This window comes from Paracoccus laeviglucosivorans (assembly GCF_900182695.1).
GTDB lineage: Bacteria > Pseudomonadota > Alphaproteobacteria > Rhodobacterales > Rhodobacteraceae > Paracoccus > Paracoccus laeviglucosivorans.
Window position 1 is genome coordinate 1 of the sequence record NZ_FXTK01000014.1, and the last position, 23,615, is coordinate 23,615.

20 protein-coding genes are annotated in these 23,615 nt (G+C 59.0%); 6 read left to right on the forward strand and 14 right to left on the reverse strand.

What is annotated here, in order from left to right:
• Positions 1–578 precede the first annotated feature (578 nt).
• Positions 579–812, reverse strand: a complete 234-nt coding sequence (locus tag FN835_RS14080; protein WP_142663873.1) for a hypothetical protein — start codon at positions 810–812, stop codon at positions 579–581.
• Between the two features lie 352 nt (positions 813–1,164).
• Between FN835_RS14080 and FN835_RS14085 the strand changes: the two genes are divergently transcribed.
• A complete protein-coding gene (locus tag FN835_RS14085) occupies positions 1,165–1,725 on the forward strand; it encodes a nucleotidyltransferase family protein (protein WP_142663874.1) in 561 nt (186 codons plus the stop codon).
• A gap of 157 nt (positions 1,726–1,882) precedes the next feature.
• Here FN835_RS14085 and FN835_RS14090 read toward each other — a convergent pair whose 3' ends face one another.
• Both FN835_RS14090 and FN835_RS14095 read right to left on the reverse strand, forming a co-directional pair.
• Entirely contained in the window at positions 1,883–2,854 is a 972-nt protein-coding gene (locus tag FN835_RS14090) for a ParB/RepB/Spo0J family partition protein (protein ID WP_142663875.1), read from the reverse strand.
• Complete coding sequence (locus FN835_RS14095) at positions 2,851–4,050, reverse strand: AAA family ATPase (RefSeq protein ID WP_142663876.1); 1,200 nt, start codon at positions 4,048–4,050, stop codon at positions 2,851–2,853. The genes FN835_RS14090 and FN835_RS14095 overlap by 4 nt, the downstream gene beginning before the upstream one ends.
• A gap of 607 nt (positions 4,051–4,657) precedes the next feature.
• Between FN835_RS14095 and FN835_RS14100 the strand changes: the two genes are divergently transcribed.
• Together FN835_RS14100 and ltnD are read left to right on the forward strand one after the other, a co-directional pair.
• Positions 4,658–5,686, forward strand: a complete 1,029-nt coding sequence (locus FN835_RS14100; RefSeq protein ID WP_142663877.1) for a replication initiation protein — start codon at positions 4,658–4,660, stop codon at positions 5,684–5,686.
• Positions 5,687–5,802: 116 nt separating this feature from the next.
• A complete protein-coding gene (gene ltnD / locus FN835_RS14105; protein WP_246098746.1) occupies positions 5,803–6,813 on the forward strand; it encodes an L-threonate dehydrogenase in 1,011 nt (336 codons plus the stop codon).
• Between the two features lie 7 nt (positions 6,814–6,820).
• Here ltnD and FN835_RS14110 read toward each other — a convergent pair whose 3' ends face one another.
• Together FN835_RS14110 and FN835_RS14115 are read right to left on the reverse strand one after the other, a co-directional pair.
• The gene (locus FN835_RS14110) at positions 6,821–7,633 is read right to left on the reverse strand and encodes an inositol monophosphatase family protein (RefSeq protein WP_142663878.1); all 813 of its coding nucleotides are present in this window, start codon (positions 7,631–7,633) and stop codon (positions 6,821–6,823) included.
• A 216-nt stretch (positions 7,634–7,849) separates the two neighbouring features.
• Positions 7,850–8,161: an H-NS histone family protein gene (locus FN835_RS14115; RefSeq protein WP_142663879.1), complete on the reverse strand. Its 312-nt coding sequence runs from the start codon at positions 8,159–8,161 to the stop codon at positions 7,850–7,852.
• A gap of 553 nt (positions 8,162–8,714) precedes the next feature.
• Between FN835_RS14115 and FN835_RS14120 the strand changes: the two genes are divergently transcribed.
• Positions 8,715–10,010, forward strand: a complete 1,296-nt coding sequence (locus FN835_RS14120) for a sensor histidine kinase (RefSeq protein WP_142663880.1) — start codon at positions 8,715–8,717, stop codon at positions 10,008–10,010.
• Between the two features lie 3 nt (positions 10,011–10,013).
• Here the strand turns inward: FN835_RS14120 and FN835_RS14125 are convergent, their stop codons facing one another.
• From FN835_RS14125 to FN835_RS14165, 9 genes are all read right to left on the reverse strand, one after another.
• A complete protein-coding gene (locus FN835_RS14125; protein ID WP_142663881.1) occupies positions 10,014–11,012 on the reverse strand; it encodes a 4-hydroxyproline epimerase in 999 nt (332 codons plus the stop codon).
• Between the two features lies 1 nt (position 11,013).
• Complete coding sequence (locus FN835_RS14130; RefSeq protein WP_142663882.1) at positions 11,014–11,847, reverse strand: ABC transporter permease; 834 nt, start codon at positions 11,845–11,847, stop codon at positions 11,014–11,016.
• Positions 11,844–12,686, reverse strand: coding sequence for an ABC transporter permease (locus tag FN835_RS14135; protein WP_142663883.1), 843 nt, complete (start codon positions 12,684–12,686; stop codon positions 11,844–11,846). The genes FN835_RS14130 and FN835_RS14135 overlap by 4 nt, the downstream gene beginning before the upstream one ends.
• An 11-nt stretch (positions 12,687–12,697) precedes the next feature.
• Complete coding sequence (locus FN835_RS14140; protein ID WP_142663884.1) at positions 12,698–13,774, reverse strand: quaternary amine ABC transporter ATP-binding protein; 1,077 nt, start codon at positions 13,772–13,774, stop codon at positions 12,698–12,700.
• 59 nt (positions 13,775–13,833) lie between these two features.
• Positions 13,834–14,685: a glycine betaine ABC transporter substrate-binding protein gene (locus tag FN835_RS14145; RefSeq protein WP_142663885.1), complete on the reverse strand. Its 852-nt coding sequence runs from the start codon at positions 14,683–14,685 to the stop codon at positions 13,834–13,836.
• Between the two features lie 235 nt (positions 14,686–14,920).
• On the reverse strand, positions 14,921–15,886 hold the full coding sequence (locus FN835_RS14150) for a LysR substrate-binding domain-containing protein (protein WP_142663886.1): 966 nt from the start codon (positions 15,884–15,886) through the stop codon (positions 14,921–14,923).
• A 24-nt stretch (positions 15,887–15,910) separates the two neighbouring features.
• Complete coding sequence (locus FN835_RS14155) at positions 15,911–17,257, reverse strand: NAD(P)/FAD-dependent oxidoreductase (protein WP_142663887.1); 1,347 nt, start codon at positions 17,255–17,257, stop codon at positions 15,911–15,913.
• On the reverse strand, positions 17,257–18,762 hold the full coding sequence (locus FN835_RS14160; RefSeq protein WP_142663888.1) for an aldehyde dehydrogenase: 1,506 nt from the start codon (positions 18,760–18,762) through the stop codon (positions 17,257–17,259). Before FN835_RS14160 ends, FN835_RS14155 begins: the two co-directional genes overlap by 1 nt.
• 1 nt (position 18,763) lies before the next feature.
• Entirely contained in the window at positions 18,764–19,681 is a 918-nt protein-coding gene (locus FN835_RS14165; RefSeq protein ID WP_425467472.1) for a dihydrodipicolinate synthase family protein, read from the reverse strand.
• 702 nt (positions 19,682–20,383) lie between these two features.
• On the opposite strand from FN835_RS14165, the gene FN835_RS14170 reads away from it, so the two are divergent.
• Together FN835_RS14170 and FN835_RS14175 are read left to right on the forward strand one after the other, a co-directional pair.
• Complete coding sequence (locus tag FN835_RS14170) at positions 20,384–20,764, forward strand: hypothetical protein (RefSeq protein ID WP_142663889.1); 381 nt, start codon at positions 20,384–20,386, stop codon at positions 20,762–20,764.
• The gene (locus tag FN835_RS14175; RefSeq protein ID WP_142663890.1) at positions 20,761–23,610 is read left to right on the forward strand and encodes a response regulator; all 2,850 of its coding nucleotides are present in this window, start codon (positions 20,761–20,763) and stop codon (positions 23,608–23,610) included. The genes FN835_RS14170 and FN835_RS14175 overlap by 4 nt, the downstream gene beginning before the upstream one ends.
• Positions 23,611–23,615: the final 5 nt, after the last annotated feature.

Below are 23,615 nucleotides of genomic sequence, written 5' to 3' on the forward strand. Positions count from 1 at the left end.
AAGCCATCAAATCTCCAGAATTTCCACGGTCAGAACCACCAACAAGCGACCCGTCCCGTCCCGTTCAGCGTCTCCGCCGTTCGGTGAAGGGGTATCTAGGCCCTCATGCAAAACGTTGCAAGAAGAAAATTCACGGGAAGCGCTAAAAACTGTCAATTTACCTTCACAGGCCAGCATGTGCTTGGAAAACAAGATGTGGGATGCCGCCGACTGGCACCTTTCAACGCGTCACGAACGTGAAGAAGCAACGCGCCCTTAGGTCAAACGACGCTCCTTGATTCCCTTTATTCCAAGAATCGTTTGTCGAACCGAAAACGGGATAGGTGGGCATGAAATTCTAGGGCTTCGCCGCCGCGTTCACCGAATAAACGTCCCCCTGCTCCAGACGGTAAAAAATCGCGTTGGCCGACATGCGCATGGCGGATGAGGTCGCAAGGGTGAACAGACAGGCTCGCTTGCCTACAGGATCATCCGCGGCCAAGAATACGGAACGAGCGCATGCAGACATCAGCACTGATCCTGCGGTCGCTATGGACTGCAGGCTTTTCGCTCCAAGCCATAACCGCAGCGGCAGTTGGTCAGCCGGGGCATCTATTCAGATGTGCCATCGCCGCGATTGCCATCTCTTTGGAGACTGCGACGGGAACGTGACCGGGCTCTTGATCGATGATCGAGCCAAGCCGTGCCCTGATATGGTAATGTGAAACTTCCATGTTTCTTGACAGATGCAGCGCAACGATACGCCCAAGCGTCAGCGCGATCATGTCAGGACTGCTTAAATAATCATTACGCTCTTTGGCGAATCGACCCATTTCAACTTCCTCGTACAAGCAGGCGCGCCAACATGGGCACCGCGAGAAATATCACACAACAAATCAGCCCGCCTTTAAGTCGATCCGGTGAGCCTTGGATACAACCTAACCAAGGCATAACCCTATCGCAATCTATACTTTTCTCTTATACAGTTATCAATAAAAACAATTGGTTAAGTATAATCCGGAATTGCAGCGTTGTCTGAGCCGTATCGGATGTCGACCAAGCAAATCCGCCTCAGACAAAGACGCTTGCTGGACGAACTGTGAGAAATCGCGACAACGTAGCACCTCTTGCGAGCGAAGCGATCTGTCGCGATGCTTGGCGCAGCATGTTCAACAGGCATCGCAGATGATTACCGGCGCTTTGGTTCTTGCCGCAGGACAGTCCCGCAGGTTCGGATCGGATGACAAGCTTTTAGCGCCGCTGCGCGGCAAACCTATGGTCAGTGCGACCTTTGATCTGGTCAGACACACTGAGCTCGACGCCCGGCTCGTCGTCGTGTCGAACCCGCGCGTCGCTACCCTTGCAGAATTCCATGGTCTGAAAGCCGTGCAAATAGCATCCGGTCAGGAACAATCAGCGTCTCTTCGCGAGGGGCTGGCGATTCTTCGCAAAAAGGGTGTCGAGCGGCTTCTGGTTCTGCTGGGTGACATGCCATTCCTTGCGACCGGGGACATAACCCGACTGCTGAGTTGCGACGGATCGCAAGCCAGCTGCGCGCAGTTGAATGGGCAACCAATGCCGCCAGCCGTTTTTCCGGCGAGTTGGTTCGATAGGCTGGAGAGAACCAGCGGTGATCGCGGGGCATCGGCTATGCTTCGGGACATCCCAACAGAACTTCGATTGCCCTTAGCGCCCGAGCGCCTGCGTGACATCGACTTGCGATCGGACCTGAGCAGTCTGAGCTAAGTGGGGCTTAAATATGCGCCTACCTCATACAATGCATTGATATTTATCAGTTATTTAAGGAAAAGCGTTGCCCGAATGGCACCGATGGGGTCAATCCGTCGGCGGCTACCCCAATCGCCACACCCGACCACCTTGATGAAATTGCCAATTGGCAATTTCATTCGCGTGCGATCTCGCTATTCACAAACTCATCGAAAGCTTTGCGAAGATCGGCCTCGGCAATGTCGCAACGAAACTCCAACCGGAATTTCTGTCCGCGACGATGCATCGTAATTTGGGCCCTGCTGCTGTCGCCGAACTGACGCTGTTCGGGCGCAGTTTTCGCGCCATATGCCGCAGTGTGCAGATGGCTCAGCACCTTGGGCACAGGCATAAAGGCCCCCTGCCCTTTGCGCGCAGATGCCTGATGCTCCGCGATGATCCGGGCTTCCGCCAAGACGCTATCTGAAGCGTCCTGCAACAACGGCCGCAAGCTTCGCGCATGCAGTTCTTTCAGATCCGTAATCTGGGGCCATGCCTGCACGATCTCATCAGGCAACCGCGCCAGATAAAGATAGCGCGACAGCCAAGCCTCAGAAACCTCGAGGCGCGCGGCCATCGCCTTTTGCTTGCCACCATAATAAAGCTGCAGAGCCTGAAGATAGTCGCGCGCGCGTTCGTAATCCGAAAGATCTGCCCTGTCGCGGTTCTCGATGTCGGCAAGGCGAAATGCTTCTTCGTCGCTAAGGTCGCGCACCTCGATCAGGTAGCGGAACTGGGGATAATTATTCGCCCTTAGCCACGACACCGCAAAATGCCGCCGGGCACCGCAGATCACTTCGTATTCAGCGCCATCTGTGCCTGAAATTCGGCGGACGATAGCGGGAAACTCCTGCTGTCCCTGCGCGCGAATGCTGTCGATCAGGTCGCGGCAGTTTTCTTCGTTCAGAAGTTCGTATGCCCGATTGTGGCGATCCCACATGGTGCAGCGATCGGGGTCGACCCAGCGCAGCAGCTTTTCTTCGCGCTCGCCACTTTCGGCAAGAGCGTTCGAGCGTTTCAGGAAACGCGTGCCCGCTTTTTCTGCTGCAGAAGCCTCCGGGATGTCCTTTAAAACGTCGTCAAAAATCGCATTGTGACGCTTGCTCACAGCAGACCCTCCTTGCGCAGGCTTTGATGTTGGCTGGGCCAGGTCTTGCGGACCAACAGCTCGACTTCACGGCCTACGGCATCCAGATAGGCCCTACAGCGTTTATGTGTCTCAGTCCGGCTCGCCTGCCCGGTCAGTTCGTAAACCGTCATCAGGTTTGCCGTGGCGTTATCGATTTCAGCGGAATCCTTCAGCACTGCGCTGAGCATGTCCTGCGGAAAGACGGCGTCCATCATGCGCTTGATAGCCTGATGCGCCGATTTCTGGTCGTTCATCTTGCTGGTCAGGATGCGAATGAAGCTGAATTCACGCTGACCGCCGTGACGCGCCAGCTCAGCCAATGTCGCTTCCATCATCTTGAGGAAATGCGCCGTTGACGCAAAATCGATATTGTTGGGTGGCGCGGGGATCAGCAGCGCATTGGCGGCACGCAGAACCGATAGCGACAACATTCCCAATGCAGGGGGCGGGTCCAGAAGCACGATGTCGAACTGATCCGCGATCGAGGCAACCCCCTCGCGCAATCTGTCCAGAATGAAGGCGGGGTCACGCGCCATCCGTGCGGCAAATTCATATTCCGCGTCATAAAGTCCAAGATTTGCGGGAATGAGCGCGATGCCCGGCCAATAAGTCGCGCGGAGTGCGTAATGCAGCGACTTGGGTCCGCCATGCTGCAGGAAGGGATAAAGTGTGTCCTCCTCCTCATCGATATCCACATCAGGGTTCAATCCAAAGATCGCTGTGGTAGATGCCTGCGAGTCACAATCGATCACGCAGACCCTATAGCCCTTCAGCGCGAAATATTGCGCCAGATGCACCACTACAGTCGATTTCCCAACGCCACCCTTGAAGTTCTGAACAGCCATGACAAGCGGCGGGTCATCGGCCTTTCGATGCGGCAGCGTGCCGAACACTTCGCGCATCTTGTTGATTTCAGCCAATGAATACCCATTGCGGCGCCCTGTGGTTTCGTCTTTTTCGGGCTCGGGCAAACGTCCATCGGCCTCGGCATCGCGAATGGCTTTTTCTGAGCGCCCAACCATTTCCGAAGCTGTGCGCACGTTATAGATTAGCTCAAGGCGCTTTTGCGTTCCGGGTGAGAATACGCGTTCCCTCAGCCGTTCGATCACGGTGGTTGCTCGACGGCTGAGAACGCCAAGTTCGTCTAACGTCACTGGGGGAAGCACTTGGGACATATCAGCCTGATTTCCGCTTGTTTGGTGCAGTATGTCGGAACCCAGGCAAGGGGTAAAGTTCGCATTTTCTGTTCAGACGCTTGAAAAGCCGATAGTAGGGACGAGAGACCCGAATGATGCGTATTTTGCCCGAGTTGGGCGAAAAGACCGTGAGGGACCCTCTGCAGTCATCCCAATTTGTAAGGCAAAGGTCGCCTATCTCCGCAACGCGCTATTTATGTGGATAAAAAATCAGACAACCTAAGTGTTCAAATTCATCAGATTCGTGATTCATTGGAGCTAACTCCTTGCAAAATAATCCATATGTCCCAACATCTGATACGTATTGGGATCGGAGCAATTACATCTCGGGTCGTCTACAGATACGAATCGGGATGTGTTCGCTTACATATCGGATAGCAGGTAACTCTTACTTAAAGGGTGCGGGCCATCGATCATCTCAAGGTGCCGATTTTTCCTCATAAAACCAATCTTATGCGATTCGCCGTCGAAAGGTCGCGCCGCATCATTACTTACATTTTGGGTGCGCGCTCCGCTGAGTGATGATCGGCGCTTGAAAAACTACGCACGAAGAAATACAAAAGTAATGGTTCAGAGGTAGGGGCAGATGGCAGAGGCCAAGATTCGCACCATTGCAGCACGTCCAAATGCCGAGAGTCTTATCAAACCCGGCGAACTTGTCGACCTGATCGAGGTTACGCCGCTGAGCCTCAATGACCGTCGAATTTATAACCAACTCCTCGAGAATGCTTGGGAGGCGATAGACAAGCCAGTGACGCATGTCATAGCGAAGTCTACCTTGCGGGGCAGTCACAATTCCAATGACCGCGTTGGCGAAAGCCTGGAAAGGTTGATGTCCGCCATCGTCAAGGTGGCGGTGATTTGGGACGGAGAGCCCGCGATCGAGCGGGTCCAGCTTTTGGGTGGAAACCTTGAAAGCGGCCGGGCTGACGGTCTGTTGGAGTATGAAATACCCGCGCGGCTGCGAAAAATCATACGCAATAGCCAAGTCTTCGCTAGGCTCCAGCGCGAAGTCATGTTTGCGCTTTCGTCGAAATACGCACTCACCCTGTATGAGATGGTTCAGAAACGCGGCAATCTGAAATGGAAAGCATCGGAGAAGTTTTCGCTGGATGCCTTGCGAGGCATCATGGGTGTCCCGAAAGGGAAGCTTACGAACTGGTCAAATCTCAAGCTGCGCGCGATCGATCCTGCGGTTGCCGAAGTCAATGCCCTGTCGGATTTCATGGTCGAGATTGCAGCGATCAAGACGGGCAGGGCGGTGACGCATGTTGAACTTCGTTGGTGGCGCAAGGACGGCGACGCCTCGGGTGCTGCAGATCGCGCGCTTCAATTTTCAAAAGTTGGCCGCCGAGTGCGCGCTGAAGGTAAGGCGGAAAATATCGTGCCGGAGCCTGCGCCCGAACTCCGCCCCCGGCCCGCTTGGTTGAACTCGCGCGGCGTTCCATTGCAAACATCGACCTATGAAACCGCGCGGTTGCGCCATCCCGGCTTTGATATTTATTTCGTGGAGGGTGAGTGGAGAAGTTGGTCCGCCGCCAAGGAGCCGGCAAAAGATCCCGACAAAGCATTCCTGGCCTTTTTCCGTAGCTACGCCGAGAAGAACCCAATCTGAAATTGCCAATTGGCAATCTTTGATGCGAAGACGATTTTACTTGGGTTGACCGCATAAAGCAGAAATAATGCGGATTGTGCGCGACGGCCGCAGATAAGTCAGGCACATGATAATGGGTGCTTGACCGGGCCATTTTTGACACCAACCCGTCCGAATGCGGCGTGTTGACCCGATTTCGCCCAACTGCCACTCTGCATGGATGTGTCGCATGGGGGGAATGGGGCGTGAACAATCCTAAACGGGTTGCGGTGATCGGGCTCGGCTCAATGGGGGCAGGGGTGGCAGCTTCGCTGCTCCGCGCAGGTTTCGAGGTGGCCGGCTACGACCCAAGACCCGAGGCGGCGGACATGCTGGCGAAGGCGGGTGGCATCGCGGCTGAAAGCCCCGCGATTGCTGCAGCGGGCGCTACGGCGGTTTTTTGCGTTGTGCTGAATGGGCAGCAAACGGAAGAAATCCTGTTCGGGGCCGACGGATGCGCCGATGCGATGCCGAAAAGCGCGGTTTTCATCTCCATGGCGACGCTCGCGCCGGATGTGGCAAGGCAACTTGCCCAGCGACTGATGGCAGTCGGGCCGGGCTATATTGATGCGCCGATCAGCGGCGGTGCGGCGCGCGCGGCCGAAGGCCGATTGTCGGTCATGGCATCTGGCGCGTCAGAGCTCTTTGATCTGGTCAGCGATGCGATGTCGGCTGTTTCTGAAAACGTGTTCCGCTTGGGCGATCAGGCTGGGCAGGGATCCAGTTTCAAGGCTGTAAACCAGCTTCTTGCGGGCGTGCATATTGCCGTGGCCAGCGAGGCGATGGCGTTTGCCGCAGCGCAGGGGCTTGATCTTGAGGAGGTGTATCGCGTGATCACAGCCTCGGCGGGTAATTCCTGGATGTTTGCTGACCGGATGCGGCATGTCCTGGACAATGATTATCGTCCCCGATCCAGCACGGATATTTTTGTCAAAGACCTTGGGATCGTGCTGGAGGCGGCAAAGGCTCAGCGATTGGCACTGCCCATTTCGGCCGCAGCGATGCAGATGTTCTTGATGACATCTGCCGCCGGGATGGGCGGTGATGACGATAGTTCGGTCGCCCGCATGTATGCAAGGCTGCACCGGGTATCTGACATCATCGTCTGAAGTTGCCCTACAATTGGCAACCGTCCAGCATGGCAACGACAGCTTGCCATGTCGCAAAGTTGCGGGCGGAGATCAGTCGATCATGGGGCTGCACATTGGGCCATTGATCCCCTTTTGCGGTTGCTGAATAGCCACCCAGTTCGCAAAGCATCAACTGACCCGTGTGATGATCCCAAGGCTTCAATGCGGTAGATATGCCGAAATCAGCCTGACCTTCGGCAAGCATTCGGTATTCATAGGCCGAGCATTGCACGGTGACCACACGCGGCAGTTCGCCAAATGCACGCATCATTTCCACACGGATCGCCTTGTCGAAAAGTGACAACGGGATCATGCCGGTGATCACGCTGGTGTCTTGCTTTAGCATGGGAAGCTGCGTGGGTGCCGAACCTTGGCGCAGCTTGTGAACGCCGCCTTGACGCAGCACCAGCAGAGTTTCCTGCGTGACGGGGTAATGGATCAGTCCGCCGATTGCGCGGCCACGCGCCAGCACTGAAATCATGATCCCGAAAACCGGCAATCCGTGGGCAAAGGGCCATGTGCCATCCACCGGATCAATAACGAACAGAATATCGTCCGCCGCATAGTCGAAATCTGATGTTACGCTTTCTTCACCGATAACGCCGCAACCCGGAAACAGCTTCTGCAGACCGTCGTTAAGTGCTGCTTCGGCCTCAATATCGGCAACTGTGACCAGATCATCCACAGCGGACTTAGCCCGGACTTCGCCCGCAAGAAGGCCACCGAACCTGGGCATCACGATGCGTTGTCCCACCTCATGCATCAATGATGCAATTGCAAGTAGATCGGTAATATTCATCACATCGCCCTAGCTTATCCATTCCGGCGACGGGGCCAGATTTCCCGGGCATGCTTCGCATCTGAATGTGTCGTCAGCAAGGCAGGTGTGGCGGGCGGGAATTACAGCTGCCGGTCACAATCTGGATGCAGTGACGGGCGCGGTGCGAACTGAGATCCGCGCAGATCGGTCGCTTTGGCTAAGCGACCGATCGAATTTTTCATGGCTGGTCAGCGGTCAGATCGCAAGATCGTCCAGAGATTTGCCGCTATCAAGCGCTTCTTGTATCCACAGCGGCTTACGTCCGCGGCCGGTCCATGTTTGTTCCGGGTTCTCTGGATGCGCATATTTCGGTGCAACGCCCGATTTTTTCAGGCTATCGCCATCCATCAGGTCTTTCAGGTTGAAACCATGTTCCTGGGCGGTCGCTTTCAGCGCCTCAAGGGCCTTCTGCTTCTGCCGTGCCTCAAAGCTATCGACCGCGCGATCTACCTGAGTTTTCAGCGACTTCAGTTCTTTCAAGCTCAACGTGTCAAGATCGACGTTCATAAGGTATTCCTTTGTGGCGGTGGCTATTCACGCTCTCAGTTAAAAAATATTAGCTGCACTTGCAACGCTGATTTAAGCATGATCGGGTAGCGATTGCCGTGGCCAGTAGCCGTCATCTTGCTAAATGCCGACCTTACCCTCGCCATTTAGCAAGATGACGGAAGTCTTTCCACCCAGTTGCGCCAGTCATTTCAGCTTTTCGTAGTTTGGCACAGCTGCATCTCAGCCGGGATCCCCTTGGCTGCTGAATAAGTATGCCTTTTGGTATTTTTCCAATTCATCCCCGGATTGCACCTGCAGTTGCGCAGTGGAGAATATTTCTTTTATATCAATTATATACCGATCCGGCATCTATAGAATGTGCCATGTGACTATGGCCGGATTGACGGTCTGTCACGCCATTCTATGATGACCAAGGCGGGCAGGAGCATGGATCAATTTGGCAGAAAATAGCAGAGCGTCGGCGGCTATCATCCGCAGCTATCCTTGGGTGGATACCTCGCTTGGGCCACGGCATGATTGGCCCGTCTCATTGCAGGCTACGGTCGATCTGATGCTACCCGCGAAAGCGCAGATTGTGCTGTTCTGCGGCCCGGAATACGTCGCGATGTATAATGACGCTTATGCGCCTACAATTGGAGAAAAACACCCATTCGCATTGGGAAAGCCCGCAGCTCAGAACTGGGCCGAGCTATGGGATGATCTTGAGCCACTGCTTGCTCATGTCAGAAAGACCGGCGAAACCGTATCTGCGAGAGATCGCGAATTTTACATAGAACGTTTCGGTTTCCCTGAAACCGTCTATTTCGACATTTCCTATTCCCCGATTTGGGATGACGACGGTAACGTCCATTCGGTATTCTGCATCGTCAGCGAAACGACCGAACGGGTTCATGCCTTGAACGCCGAGCGTCGGCTTGCTGCAATCGTGTCATCTTCGGATGACGCGATACTGGGCACGGATCTTAATCAGAACATAACCGCCTGGAACCACGGCGCGCAGGTCTTATACGGCTATAGCGCCGATGAAATGATCGGCCGCCCCGTCACCTTGCTTGTGCCGCCGGACAGGCCCGACGAAGAAAACGCCATCATGGCCAGAATTCTGGCGGGCGAGCGTGTCGAGCCTCATGAGACGCAGCGGCTTTGCAAAGACGGCTCACTTAAGGATGTCTCCCTGACCGTTTCGCCCATTCGCAACGAAGCGGGCATCATCATCGGCGCGTCAAAGATCGCGCGTGACATCTCTGAACGGAAAGAGGCGGAGCGCCTTCAACGGGTCCTGATGGCTGAGTTGAAGCATCGCGTGAAAAATATTCTGGCGAATGTGCAGGCGATCGCCCGGCAGACGTTTCGTTCCAGCGACGCAGCCGCCTCTGCCAGCTTCAGCGCGCGCCTGCGATCATTGTCGAGCGCGCATGACCTGTTGACCAAGGAAAGCTGGGAAGGCGCTGATCTTGCGGCGGTCGTATCCGTGGTCATCGACACATTTGATCCCGACCGCTTCAGCGTTACGGGACCGCGCCTGATGCTTCCGCCGCGCGCAGTCGTCGCAATCTCGATGGCACTGCACGAACTCGCCACGAATGCCGTGAAATATGGTGCGTTGAAGACGGCAGAGGGTCAGGTCTCAATCGCGTGGCAGAATGACGGAGAGGGCGGTTTTCAACTGATCTGGACCGAAAGGGGTGGCCCGACGGTTGCTTCGCCGCAGCATGACGGGTTCGGCTCGCTTTTGATACGCGATGCGCTTGCGGTCGAATTGGCGGGCGCAGTGGAACTACAGTTCGAACCGGATGGTGTGCGCTGCGTGGTTACGGCGCCCGCCTTGCCGAAATGGGATGTATGACGGTCAGACGATCATGAAGCCGTGGCGCAAGGGATCGTCGTCATCGACCAGAATGGTATTGTGACCAATGATCCGTGCCCATCCGCCGATGCTGGACCGGATGCCGCGATAGGGGCCGACCATGACCTCTTCCTCGCAGATACCTTCGAAGATCGTGCCGATCAGGCTTTCGTTGCGGAAGGTCTGGCCGATCTTCAGCCGACCCTTGCCGTGATGATGCGCAATCCGGGCCGAGGTCCCCGTGCCGCCGGGCGAGCGGTCGATGGCCTTGTCGCCGTAAAACACCGCGTCGCGACCATCGGAGTTCGGGCCGGGACCATCGCACCACAGCACATGTTCCACGCCGCAGATGCGGGTGTCTTCGGGATGCACGACCGTCTTGCCGATCTCGGCCAGCGCCTCGCGCAGCGCGCGGCTATGCGTCACGATCTGCGAGGCCGACATGCCGTCGAAACCGGACCAGTTCGCCTGCGGCTCGACCACGGCATAGAAGTTGCCGCCATATGAGATGTCCACGGTCAACGGCCCCATGCCCTGCACATCGACGGTGATGCCTTCGCTGTGCAGGAAGCTCGGCACATTGAACATGCGCACGCTTTCCACGCGATCGCCGTTCATCTTGTATTCGACATCGACGCGCCCGGCGGGCGTCTCGATTGCCAGCTTGCCGGGGGTCTTGGGCGTGACCAGCCCTTCCTCGATCACGACGGTTGACACGCCCATCGTGCCCGCGCCGCACATCGGCAGGCAGCCCGAGACCTCGATGAATAGGGCTGCGAAATCGCAATCGGTCCGATGCGCCGGGTAGATGATGACACCCGACATGATGTCATGGCCGCGCGGCTCGAACATCAGGGCGGTGCGAACCCAGTCATGATCGCGCAAAAACAGATCGCGCCGTTCAAAGATCGGCAGATGCGGCAGCAGGGGGGCACCACCCGCGACGACCCGGACCGGGTTGCCGCAGGTATGGCTGTCGATGCAGAAGAAACGGTGGCGCATGTCAGGCCCCTTTGCGTTTGCGGTCAAGTGCGCTGCGCGACAGGCGGTCCAGCAGCAGGGCGACAGCGACGATGGCAAGGCCAGCGCGCAGGCCCAGCCCCATTTCCATCCGCGTCAGGCCACGCGTCACTTCGGCCCCCAATCCGCCCGCGCCGACAAGGCCCGCCAATACGACCATGGCCAGCGACAACAGGATGCACTGGTTCAGGCCGACCAGCAGCGTGGGTTTTGCGGCAGGCAGCTCGATCTTCCACAGGATGGTGCCGGGACGTGCACCGATGGCCTGACCCAGTTCCTTCAGATCGTTGGGGACGCCGCGAAACGCCAAGGTCGTCAGGCGCAGCATCGGCGGGATACCATAGACGATCGTGGCGATGATCGCAGGCACGCGGCCAAGGCTGAAGATCATCACCGCCGGGATCAGGTAAACCCATGGCGGCACGGTTTGCATGATGTCAAGAATGGGGCGCAATGCCGCCTCGACCCGGCGGCGGCGGGCAGCGACGATGCCCAGCGGAAAGGCGATCAGGACCGAAATCGCGACTGCAAGCACGACCAGCGCGATGGTCTGCATGGATGCGGTCCACAGACCCATCAGCCAGCAAAAACCCAGACAGCAGGCCGCAAGGATCGCGGCGCGAATGCCGACGGCCAGCACTGCGGCCAGCACGACGACCGCGATGACGGCGGGGGCGGGCAGGGTCAGCAGCGCCGTCTCGATCCCCGTCAGGACGGTTTCGATGATGCGGCTGATCACGGCAAAGATCGGGTGGAAATTCGTGTTCAGCCAGTCGACGGCGGGGGCAAGGAATGCTCCGGGGGAAATCTGGTTCATTTCGCACCCCGCTTGGTCGCAGCGCTTTGTGTCAGGCGGTCCAGCATCATCGTCAGAATGACAATGGCGATGGACGCATTGATCGAGGTCGCGATGTCCAGCGTGCGGATCGCGCCATAGATCGTTTCCCCCAACCCGCCCGAGCCGACGATGCCCGCAATGACGACCATGCCGAATGCCATCATCAGGCTTTGGTTGATGCCTGCCATGATCGCAGGAACGGCGAAGGGCATTCTGATCTTCCAGAACATCTGCCAGCGGCTGGTGCCGACGGCCTGTCCCAGTTCGATGAATTCATTCGGTGTCATGTGGATGCCCAGTGAGGTCAGGCGGATTGCGGGCGGCATTGCGACGATGACCGTCGCAATCAGCGCGGTTGCGGGACCAAAGCCCAGCAGCGCGATGGCCGGCAGCAGATAGATATAGGGTGGCAGCGTCTGGATCAGGTCCAGCACAGGAACCAACGCGCGATCAAGGCGTGGCATCAGACCGGCGGCGACGCCGATCGGCAGGCTGATCGCCAGCGCGATCACGGTGGCCGCGATCACCAGAGCCAGCGTGCTCATGGTTTCGTCCCAAAGGCCCATCCATGCGCAGCAGGCCAAGGCTGCGGCGATGCCAGCGGCAAAGCCAATGCCCAGCAGGCGCCATGCCAGAAGCCCGGCGATGACGGCGATGACGTAGAAAGGTGGTAGGGTCAGCAGCCACAGCACGCCGTCATACAGCCCTTCCAGCACCGTGCGGATGAAATCGAACAGAAAGGCCGCATTATCGCTGAGCCAGTAGAGCGCGTTGTCCACCACCTCATCGAAACCGGCCACAAAGGCAGATTGATCCATCGCCTCGGCCCTCAGGCTGCGCGGGACGCATCGGCGGTTTCGCCGCGCACGCCCAAAAGCAGGTTTCGGATGGTGACGATGCCGACGATGCCGCCATTGTCTGCAATGGCCACGGCATCGCTGTGGCCGCCGGTGATCGCGCCGATCAGCGCGTCTATGTCGGCATCGGGGGCGCAGCGGGGCAGGGCATCGACATTGCCCGCATAGCCCGCAACCGGGGCCATCAAGGAATGCGCCTTGACCAGATGCAGGCGGGAGATACCGGCGACGAAATCCGCGACGTATTGGTCGGCGGGGTTCATCACGATTTCCTCGGCGGTGCCGACCTGGATGATCACGCCGTCCTTCATGATCGCGATGCGGTCGCCGATGCGGATCGCCTCGTCCAGATCGTGGGTGATGAAAACGGCGGATTTACCCAAGTCCTTGGTCAGCTGGCGGAATTCGTCCTGCAACTGGCGACGGATCAGCGGGTCCAGCGCGCTGAAGGGTTCGTCCATCAGGATGATCTCGGGGTCCGAGGTCAGCGCGCGGGCCAAACCGACGCGCTGCTGCATACCGCCCGAAAGTTCGGACGGATACCGCTGCGTCCAGTCGGCAAGGCCCACCTTGGCCAAGGCGGCTTCAGCCGCGCGGTTACGCTCGTCACGGCCGACGCCCTGCACCTCCAGACCGAAAGCCGCATTTTCCAGCACATTGCGCTGCGGCAGCAATGCGACTGACTGGAACACCATGCCGATGTTCTTGGCGCGCATCTGCCGCAGGTCTGCATCGTTCAATGCCGCGATGTCGCGACCCTTGACCAGGACCTTGCCAAGGCTGGGGGCGATCAGGCGGTTCAACAGCCGGATCAAAGTTGACTTGCCGCTGCCCGACAGACCCATGATGCAAAAGATTTCACCGCGGCGCACCTGCAACGATGCATCGGACACGCCGACGACGCAGTTGAATTCCTGCAGGATCTGCTTCTTGGTCAGGCCGCGCTGCGTGATCGAGCGGATTGCTTCGGTGCTTTTCTCGCCAAAGACCTTCCAGACGGACTGGCAGTCGATCAGCACCTCGGCCGCGTCAGAGTTCTTGATGTCCATGTTACCCTGTCGTGCTTTTTTAAGTTGTGGGCGGCCCCGCAACAGGAGCCGCCGGATTTTCAATAGGATTTGATGTTTTCCCAGCGACCGATTAGATCGGCATGGGCGGCAGTCCAATCGGCAATCGCCTGATCCATCGTCTTGCCGTCATTCACAGCGGCGTTGATCGCGGTAATGTCGGCAAGCGGGACATAGACGCTGGCGATCGTCTCGCGCGCCTCGGGGTTTTCCTCGGAGAAACCCTTTTGACCGATCCAGTAATAGCTTTGCGGCGGGGGGAAGACGCCCTTGGGATCGGCCAGATACTTGATGTCGAATTTCTGGGCCATCCACGACGGCTCCCAGATCGTGACGGCGATCCATTCCTGACGATCGGTTGCCGATTTCAGCGCAGCGGTCATTGCGGCGGTCGAACCTTCGACCAGCTGCAGGTTCAGCCCGTATTCCGAAACGGCGTTGCCCGCATCACGCATCAGGCCCGAGCCCGGCTCGATGCCGACGATCTTGCCGCCGAACTTGTCGGCATTTTCGTTCAGCTGCTCAAGCGAATCGATGGGCACGTATTTGGGAACCGCGATGCCCTGATACAGCCCGTGCGATGCGGGCGAGATCTTCTCAAGCCGGTTCTTGTTGCGCTGCCAATAGTCCTGCGCGACGTAATCGGTCTGCGAGGCCATGATCTGCACATCACCGCGGGTCAGCGCCGCGTAGGCGATGCCCCATTCGGAAAACTCGGTGACCTCTACGGTGAAGCCCTTGTCCTCAAGCACCTTTTTGGTGATTCCGGTGATCGGGGTCAGGTCTTCCCAGGCCATGGTGCCCATCTTGATCGTCTTGTCTTGCGCCATTGCCGGCGCGGCAAGACCCAACGCCACGGCGCTGGCAAGAAGGGCTTGGAACAGTCTGCGCATCATTTCCTCCGCTATTGTCCGTCGGGCATAGCTTTTCCGGCACCGCGAACGCGCTTGCGGTGGGGCTGGCCGGATCACCCGGACGAGATTTGCTATTTTGGGGGTGTCATCCTTGTCGATCCAAAGCGCCCCGCCGCCTTGAATTGATCAATTTATCCCCAAGCCTCGTTGCGCGGGCAAACGAGATTTTGCATCAGTTCGGCATTAGCAAAACTGCGCCAGCGCCGGGATTGCATCAGGCTGGCTGCGTAAGCCCGTAACCGCGCATCTGGTCGCGCGCTGCATCCAGCGCATATTCGACAAAGGCCGACACGATCGGACGCTTAAGCGATTTTTGCTTGCAATTCAGAAAGTTGCCACGCCCTGCGCTGATCGGTGTAGGATGGGCAAAGACCAGTTCGCCCGATGTAATCAAGGCATAGACCATCGGATGCCAGCCCAGCATCACGCCTTCGCCTGCCAGCGTGGCGGACATCAGCAAGCCGACCTTGTTGGTGCTGAGGCTGGACGGTGCCCGCGACCATTCCTGACCCTGTGCGCGAAACCACTCGGGCCAGCCCAGCGGTTGCCAGCCGATGGCGTCGGCGGTCCAGTGGCGGTCGTGAAGGTGCAGCAGATTTACCCGGTTCAGACTGTCCACGTCATCGAATGGTCCGAATCTGGCCAGAAATTCGGGGGTGCAGACGGGCTGTGCGGCCTCGGGAAACAGGAAATGCAACACCTCGCCAACCTCGCAGCGTTCGTTGCCGCACAGGATTGCGATGTCGACCTCGGCGTAGTTGCGCAGATTGTCATCCTCGTCCGAGGCGAAGACGATGAACCCCACTTCGGGATGGGCTGCGCGGAAACGGTCGATCAGCGGCTGCAGCCAGAACTGCGACATGCCATCGGTGGCCGATATTGTGACGGTCTGCGGCCCCTGATCTTCGGACAGTGTGGCCACGGCGGCGCTGATCGTGTCCAGCCCGTCGGTGACTGCGCCGAACAGGTTCACGCCTTCGGGGGTCAGCTCCAGCGCATTGTGTTTGCGCACGAACAGCGCCACGTCCAATGCGCGTTCCAGCAAGCGGATCTGCTGACTGACCGCGCCTTGGGTGACGTTCAGTTCCTTTGCCGCAAGCGTAAAGCTCAGATGCTTGGCCGCCACCTCGAATGTCGCGAATGACCCAAGCGAGGGCAGGTAACGGCGCTTGATCGGCATGACGGCTCCCTTCATTCAGGCAGCCTATTCTAGTCGGGTTTGCCATTCCTTCCAGCGAAGATAGGCATTGGCGCCTATCGTGTCGAAGGGATGTGGCGGCAGGCGCGATGGTTCGCCCTCGGCGGAAAAGAAATCGGTGACTGCGCTGGTTTGCCCGCAGGCCAGTTCGGCTGCCCCGATGCCCGTCAGCGTGCTGCGCGTGGTGCCCAGCCCGTTATCGACGCAGGCCGCAAACAGCCCCGGTTCCAGTTCCCGCATGACCGAGACGTTGTTTTTAGCCAGACACAGATGCCCCGACCAGCTATGCGCAAAGGGCACGTGCTTCAGCTTGGGAAACCGCGCGTCGAATTTCTGGCGCATGTGGGCCACCAGCCGGTCCAGATCAGCGCGGCTGGTTTGCATGTTCGGTCGGTAATAACCGCCCTGGCGGATGATGATGCGGTTGCCACCCTGCGCCGGGCCGATCCGGCGCACGGTCGTCCCCATCGGATCGGCCGGGGTCGCCCCCCAGCATTCCTGACCGCCAAGCGCCCGCACGCTGTCCGCATCCAGTTCTTCGGTGATGCAGGCGTTCAGCATGATGTGCATCAACTGGCCGCGTTTGAAGCCGAAGCTTTCCAGATGGCCGTTATTTGCAAGGATCATCTTCTTGGCGTTTAGCGTGCCGTGGGCCGTTTGCGCCCGCCATCCTTGCGCCGTCGTTTCGATATTCAACACGGCAGAATTTTCAAAGATCCGGATGCCGCCGCGTTCCAGCCCGGCAGCCAGCCCCTGAACGTAGCCCGCCGGTTGGATCATCACCGTGCCGGGCGTGTAAAGGCCGTCGCGGTAATAGGACGATCCTGTGATCTGCTGCATGGCCTTGGCGTCCAGCATCTTGTGCGGCTCGCCCAGTTTGCGCAGATGCTGCGCATAGCTGGCATTTGCGGCGCTGCCTGCGGCGGATGCGGCGGCATTGATCTTGCCCGCCCGCTGGAAATAGCCAGCCGGAATGCCATAATCTTGGACGTTTTCGGCGGCAAACTCGATGGCATGGCGGTTCAGCCGCGTCAGTTGCTGGTCATGGCTGTCGCCCGCCCCGGCATAATCGCCCGAGGTCAGTTCATGCGGCAGGTCGATCATGAAACCGGAATTGCGCCCGGTTCCACCTTCGGAAATCCGCGCCGCGTCCAGAATGACGACGCGCAGCGTCGGGTCGATCTGATGCAGGCGGCGGGCCGCGGAAAGCCCCGCAAAGCCGCCGCCGACAATGGCAATATCGCAGTCGGACTGCCCTTCCAGCCGCGCACGGGGCGCGACTGACGGCAGGATCACGCTCCACCCCGCAGGTCCGTTGAATACGGGGGTGCGGCTGGCCTTATGCGCCCCCATCAGTCCAGCGCCGCATCCGCATGGTCGGTCAGGTCCAGCCAGATGGTCTTCAGCTGGGTATACTGATCATGGGCGTGGATCGAATTGTCGCGCCCGCCAAAGCCCGATTGCTTATAGCCGCCGAACGGGGTCGAGATGTCGCCCTCGCCGAAGCTGTTCACGGTGACCGTTCCCGCGCGCAGCATCCGCGCACCGCGCATTGCCCGCTTGCCATTGGCGGTAAAGATCGACGCCGCAAGCCCGTATTCGGTGGCATTGGCGACGGCGATGGCTTCTTCGAAGCTGCCGACGGTGATCACCGACAGGATCGGGCCGAAGATTTCCTCGACCGCCATTTTAGAATCGCGTGTGGTTTGCACGATTGTTGGCTCGATGAAGCCTTCGCTGACCACCTTGCCGCCCATCAGCACCTTGTCGGTCTTGTCGGTTTCCAGATAGCTGGAAACCTTGTCGAAATGCGCCTTGCTGACCAAAGCGCCGACGCGGACCTGCGGGTCCAGCGGATCGCCGACCACCCATTCGCGGGCATGGGCCTTCACGCGGTCCAGCAGCCGGTCCTGAATGTCCTTATGGACAATCAGGCGCGAGGCGGCGGAGCAATTCTGCCCCATGTTCCAGAACGCGCCGTTGACGACATGCGCCGCCACCGCGTCCAGATCCTCGGCATCGTCCAGCACGATGCAGGGGTTCTTGCCGCCCAGTTCCAGCACGACCTCTTTCAGGTTCGAATCCGCCGAGTATTGCAGGAAGCGCCGCCCGGTCACGGTCGAGCCGGTGAAGCTGACCATGTCCACATCGGGATGGCGGCCCAGCGGCTCACCGACCTCGGAACCCGATCCGGTGACGATGTTCAGAACACCGCGCGGCAGGCCCGCCTCGGCCGCCAGTTCGGCCACGCGCAGCGCGGTCAGCGTGGTTTCCGCAGCGGGCTTCAGCACGACCGAACAGCCTGCGGCCAGCGCCGGACCGATTTTCCAGGCCAGCATCAGCAGCGGAAAGTTCCAGGGCAGCACCAGACCGACGACGCCCACCGGCTCGCGCACGATCATGGCGATGTGGTTGTCGGAGGCAGGCGCGACCTGATCGTAGATCTTGTCGATCAGTTCGGCATGCCATTTGATGACATGGATGGTTTCCGGGATGTCGACGGTTTCGCAATCATAAATGGTCTTGCCGCTGTCGATGCTTTCCATGACGGCCAGCTCGCGGGCGTTCTGTTCCATCAGCTTGGCGAACTTGACCAGCACGTCCTTGCGCGCGCCGGGATGAAGGCGCGACCAGCGCCCGTCCTCGAACGCCTCGCGGGCCTTGGACACGGCCAGATCCACGTCCTCGGCATTGCAGGCGGCGATTTCGGTCAGCTTTTCGCCCGTTGCCGGGTTCACGGTCGTGAAGGTCTTGCCCGAGATTGCGGGGCGATAGCCGCCGTCGATCCAGGCATTCTGCGGCAGTTCCAGCGAGGCGGCGATGGCCTTGTATTCTTCGGTGGTCAGCAGGTCGCTCATGTCAGTTCCCCTCGCGGATCGACTTGATGGTGGTCTTGAGGGTGCGGATCACCTGCTCAAGCTCGCGCTTCTCCTCTTTGTTCAATCCCTTCAGCGGCGGACGCATCGGACCTGCGTAAAGGCCGGCGACCTCGACCCCGTGCTTGACGCATTGGATGAACTTGCCGCCTTGTTCCAGCACGCGCATCAGCGGCATCATCGCCGACATGATGCGGCGGCCCTTGGCGAAATCGCCTTCGACCGCGCAGGTCTGATACAGGTAGACATGTTCTTCGGGCAGGAAGTTCGAGCCGGCGCAGATCCAGCTGCGCGCGCCCCATGCAAAGAATTCCAGCGCCTGATCGTCCATGCCGCAGGACAGCTGGATATGCGGGTAGTCGCGCGCCAGCAGGTGGACGCGGTTGATGTCGCCCGAGCTTTCCTTGATGCCGATGACGTTCTTCGAACGCCCCACGCGATCAAGGAATTCGCGGCCCATCTCGACCGACATGCGACCGGGATAGTTGTAAAGGATGATCGGCAGATCGGCGGCGCGGTCGATGGCCAGCGCGTTTAGCGCATTTTCACGTTCGGTCGGCACCGAATAGGGCGGCGTGCCCAAAAGGATCGCGTCCGCGCCCATGTCGCGGGCCCCAACGGCCAGTGCAATGGAATCAGGCGTGCGCATCGCACCCGTGCCGATGATCACGGGCAGGCGGCCCGCAGTCTTTTCGGTGATGATGCGCGCGATCTCCAGCCGCTCTTCGACGGTCTCGGCGTAGTTTTCGCCAGTAGAGCCGCCCGAGATCAGTCCATGCACGCCCGACGCGACCAGATGTTCCACAACAGCGCCAAGCGCGTCGTAATCGACCTGACCATCGGCATGAAACGGCGTGATCAGCGGCGTATAGATGCCTTCAAGCACCATCCGGGGGGTCATGTTGCAGCCTCCATCCTGTTGGTCTGTCCCGTTCCTTCGGGAGGTTTTTCCTGAGGATATGAGGTAATTCAGCGCCGCCTTTCGCCGCAAAGGAGAATGTTCATCACGGCTGCATTAGATTTACTATTGCCCAACGCTTCAGCCCGATGCGGCGGACCTAGAGTTCTGTTCAAGGAACTTTTTCATGATGATAGGCATCACAACCCGCACGCAGTCTTCTGCAAAGGCCTGCCTTAGACCTGCCGCTTGCGCTGCCTCCAGCGTTTTGACAGCAACGGTGGTCTCGCACGCTAACCACTGATTGATGAGTCGTTTCTCATTCATCGCATGCACCCATTATGCGCGGCATGTCATGGCCGCAAAAAACAATATCAGCTCAGTCCTTTCTGCTGGAACGTCGGCAGAAATCGGGAAACGGGTAGCCGCATCGTGGTGGTATGCGGTTGATTCGCCCATTTCCCGATGCCTCCGCCCAGAAACATCGCTTACGATATAATCGGATGCGATGCGTTTGGCGAGCAAATTATTTTAGCGGTCTTCTGCAAGGTGCAGTCAGGACACGCAAAGCCCGCATCGCGCGGGCGTCTGACAACGAATGCTTGGAAAGATGAACGGGCTTTCGTTAACTCAACTCTTGAGTGTGCAAAGCCTCTCGGGCATGAGATAGGGCCAAGGCGTAACGCCAAGTGTTAAGAGTGCATGATGGACAAATACGGCGGCAGCGCGGGGAACCCATACCTCGTCGAACAGGACCAGAATTCCGAAAAAGGCGGCCTGTTCACAGCACTTATGCTGCTGCTTCTTGGAATTGCTGCCTTGGCTCTGGCAACGCTGAGCTCCGAAAGGGTTAATGGACAATATGTAGTTATTGCCCCGCCCGGAACCAGTCAGGCCGCAACTTTCGCAATGGTCGCTTCGGTTGACGGACTGCCTGTCGCCTTGGGTGGCTTTGGTAATGTGATCATCGCAGCGTCCGACCGGACCGATTTCGTTGCCGACATGGAAAATGCAGGGGCTTGGGCGGTGTTCCCGGCGCCGCGGTTCCTTGGCTGCTCAACCCCAACACCAGAGGGTAGCGTATGAAACAGGAACTCAATCTGCTGCGTGAACGCTTTGGACGGTTTCTCGTCTATCTGCTTTGGGCGCATGTGCCGCTGATCGCCGCCGTGGCGGGATTGCAGGGGCACAGTGTATGGGGTGCCGCGGCCGCAGCGGCGGTGCTGGCTGGGATCTATCATCTCAGCTTTGCGCTTCGTGGCACGGCGCTGATCACGCGCTATCTGTCGGCAGTGCTTCTGATGGCCGAACCGGCGCTGCTGGTGTTTCTGATGCGCGGTCATGCGTGGCAAATGGACATGCATATGTATTTCTTCGCGATGCTTGCCCTGATGATCGCATGGTTTGACCGCCGGCCGATCCTTTTGGCTTCCGCCGCGGTGGCTCTGCACCACCTGACCTTGCTGTATCTGCTGCCCTATGCCGTATTCCCGGCCGAAGGCACGTTTGAACGTGTGATGCTTCATGCCGGGGTGGTGGCATTCCAGACGGCGGTTCTGGTCTGGCTGGCCGATATGTTCACCCTGACATTTGCCCGCATCAACGACGAACTGGTCGCCAATAATCTGGCACTGGCGCAACGCACCGAAGAGGCCGAGCGGGCCAACAACTCGAAATCCATGTTCCTCGCGAATATGAGCCACGAGATCCGCACGCCTCTGAACGCGGTTCTGGGTTTTTGCCACCTGCTGCAACGCACCGCCATGACAGCCCGGCAGGAAGATTATGTGACCAAGATCAGCAGCGCCGGATCGTCCCTGCTGCGCCTGATCAACGACATTCTGGACCTGTCCAAGAACGAAGCGGGCAAGCTGTCGCTTGAGGAGACGCCGTTCAACCCCCATGCCGTGATCGAGCAGCAGTTGCAGATGGTGCTGGAAAACGCCAAGGCCAAGGGGCTGCAACTGGACGTGCAGAAAGATCCGTTGCTGCCCGCTTTGCTGGTCGGGGACGAATTGCGCTTTGGTCAGGTGATCCTGAACCTTGTCACCAATGCGGTAAAGTTTACCGAACGTGGCTCGGTCAGTGTCCGCACCCGCGTGCAGTCGCGCAGCGCATCGGACATCGAACTGGGCGTCGAGGTGGTGGATACCGGCATCGGTATGACGCCCGAACAGCAATCGCGGCTGTTCGACCATTTCACACAAGCCGACAATACCATGACCCGCCGCTATGGCGGGACCGGGCTGGGTCTTGCGATCAGCCGCCAGATCGTTCGCCTGATGGGCGGCGACATCAAGGTGCAAAGCCAGGCATGGGTGGGCACGGTCTTCAGCTTTACCGTCAAGCTGGGCATCGCCTCGGGGATCCCGGAGCAAAAGACCGCGCCTCATGCTGCGCTGCGCCATCTGCGTATCCTGACGGTCGATGACAACCCCGCCTCGCTTCAACTTGTGCAGGAGACGTTCGCGCAATGGTCGATGACAGCCGAGGCGGCGAGTTCGGGCCGCGAGGCGGTCGAGCGTCTGGAAGGTGCAGCGTCCAGCGACCGTCCGTTCGATCTGGTGCTGGTCGATTGGAAGATGCCCAATATGAACGGTTTGGACACGATCCGGGCCGTCAGGGACAATGCGCGTATTCTGCGCAAACCCAAGATGGTCATGGTGACCGCTTATGGCTCGGACCAGTTGACCGATGCGATCGACGGCACGGGTGTCGATGCCTACCTGCCCAAGCCGCTGGAAATGCGCGCGTTGATTTCGACGTTGGATGAGCTTTTCGCCGGTCTGTTGCCGCAGGCCGAACCGACGATTGCGGCGGATTGCGAACCAGCCGTTCCCGCCGTGGCCCAAAACCTGCAGGGGCTGCGCGTGTTGCTGGTCGAAGACAATGCCATCAACCGCGAGATCGCCACCGAGCTGCTGACCGATGCCGGATTGCTGGTCGATACCGCCGAAAACGGCGAAGAGGCCGTGGACCGCATCCGCGAACTGGGCGATGCCTATGCGCTGGTCCTGATGGACCTGCAGATGCCGGTGATGGACGGTCTGCAAGCGACCGCGGTGATCCGCAAGGACTGGAGCGCGGAACGGTTGCCGATCATCGCGATGACGGCACATGCCTATGCCGACGAACGCCAGCGTTGTTTCGACATCGGCATGAACGACCATGTGCCCAAACCCATCGAGCCGCCGGTGCTGATCGCTGCATTGGAACGCTGGTTGCGGCCCGGCCATCACGTTTCCAACCCGGTGGATGCCGGTTTGGCGGCTGCGACTTCAAACAAGGTCGTGCTGATGTCGCAGGACTTGCCTGCGGATTTGTCGCCCTTCGGGGTTGCGCGCGCGCTTGAGCGGGTAAATGGCAAGCACGCCTTGTTGCGGCGACTGATCGTAAATTTTGCCGAAACGCAGGCGCGCGTGCCCGAAGAAATTCGCCGGGCCCTTGCCGAAGGCAGGGTCGAGGAAGCCCGCCGCATGGCCCATACGCTGAAGGGGCTGGCCGGATCGCTCGAGGCGCCAGACCTGCAAATTGCCGCAGCGTCGCTGGAACGCAGTCTGAAAGACCGGCCCAGCGATGGGATTGAGCAGCTGATTGCGCTGGTCGCAGAAAGGCTGGCTCCGGCCGTGGCAGCGGGGCAGTCGCTTGCGGGGACTGCCGCCTCGGTGGCGACAAGCGCGGTGTCGGCGCCTGTCGTGACGGTCGATCACGCCGAACTTGCCGGTTTGCGTGACAAGCTGCGCCAGCAGCTTATGCGGCGCAGTCTTGGCGCAAGGGCTGGGTTTGCCGAACTTGCCGCAGCGATGGGCCTGACGCCCGCCGAGGTGGCACAGCACCCGCTGCACAAGGCGTTGGAGCGGTTGGACTATACGACCGCGCTGACCGCTCTGGATGAAATATCCGCCAAAGATCTGCTGACGAACGAGGACTGATGATG

Bases quoted from the DNA above. Each gene is read 5' to 3' on its own strand.
- FN835_RS14140 (WP_142663884.1), bottom strand. From the start codon at position 13,774: ATGGACATCAAGAACTCTGACGCGGCCGAGGTGCTGATCGACTGCCAG.
- FN835_RS14115 (WP_142663879.1), bottom strand. From the start codon at position 8,161: ATGAACGTCGATCTTGACACGTTGAGCTTGAAAGAACTGAAGTCGCTG.
- FN835_RS14165 (WP_425467472.1), bottom strand. From the start codon at position 19,681: ATGACCCCCCGGATGGTGCTTGAAGGCATCTATACGCCGCTGATCACG.
- FN835_RS14155 (WP_142663887.1), bottom strand. From the start codon at position 17,257: ATGGGGGCGCATAAGGCCAGCCGCACCCCCGTATTCAACGGACCTGCG.
- FN835_RS14100 (WP_142663877.1), top strand. From the start codon at position 4,658: ATGGCAGAGGCCAAGATTCGCACCATTGCAGCACGTCCAAATGCCGAG.
- FN835_RS14175 (WP_142663890.1), top strand. From the start codon at position 20,761: ATGAAACAGGAACTCAATCTGCTGCGTGAACGCTTTGGACGGTTTCTC.
- FN835_RS14150 (WP_142663886.1), bottom strand. From the start codon at position 15,886: ATGCCGATCAAGCGCCGTTACCTGCCCTCGCTTGGGTCATTCGCGACA.
- FN835_RS14110 (WP_142663878.1), bottom strand. From the start codon at position 7,633: ATGAATATTACCGATCTACTTGCAATTGCATCATTGATGCATGAGGTG.
- FN835_RS14085 (WP_142663874.1), top strand. From the start codon at position 1,165: ATGATTACCGGCGCTTTGGTTCTTGCCGCAGGACAGTCCCGCAGGTTC.
- FN835_RS14170 (WP_142663889.1), top strand. From the start codon at position 20,384: ATGGACAAATACGGCGGCAGCGCGGGGAACCCATACCTCGTCGAACAG.
- FN835_RS14095 (WP_142663876.1), bottom strand. From the start codon at position 4,050: ATGTCCCAAGTGCTTCCCCCAGTGACGTTAGACGAACTTGGCGTTCTC.
- FN835_RS14145 (WP_142663885.1), bottom strand. From the start codon at position 14,685: ATGCGCAGACTGTTCCAAGCCCTTCTTGCCAGCGCCGTGGCGTTGGGT.
- FN835_RS14160 (WP_142663888.1), bottom strand. From the start codon at position 18,762: ATGAGCGACCTGCTGACCACCGAAGAATACAAGGCCATCGCCGCCTCG.
- FN835_RS14130 (WP_142663882.1), bottom strand. From the start codon at position 11,847: ATGAACCAGATTTCCCCCGGAGCATTCCTTGCCCCCGCCGTCGACTGG.
- FN835_RS14135 (WP_142663883.1), bottom strand. From the start codon at position 12,686: ATGGATCAATCTGCCTTTGTGGCCGGTTTCGATGAGGTGGTGGACAAC.
- FN835_RS14120 (WP_142663880.1), top strand. From the start codon at position 8,715: ATGCTACCCGCGAAAGCGCAGATTGTGCTGTTCTGCGGCCCGGAATAC.
- FN835_RS14080 (WP_142663873.1), bottom strand. From the start codon at position 812: ATGGGTCGATTCGCCAAAGAGCGTAATGATTATTTAAGCAGTCCTGAC.
- FN835_RS14125 (WP_142663881.1), bottom strand. From the start codon at position 11,012: ATGCGCCACCGTTTCTTCTGCATCGACAGCCATACCTGCGGCAACCCG.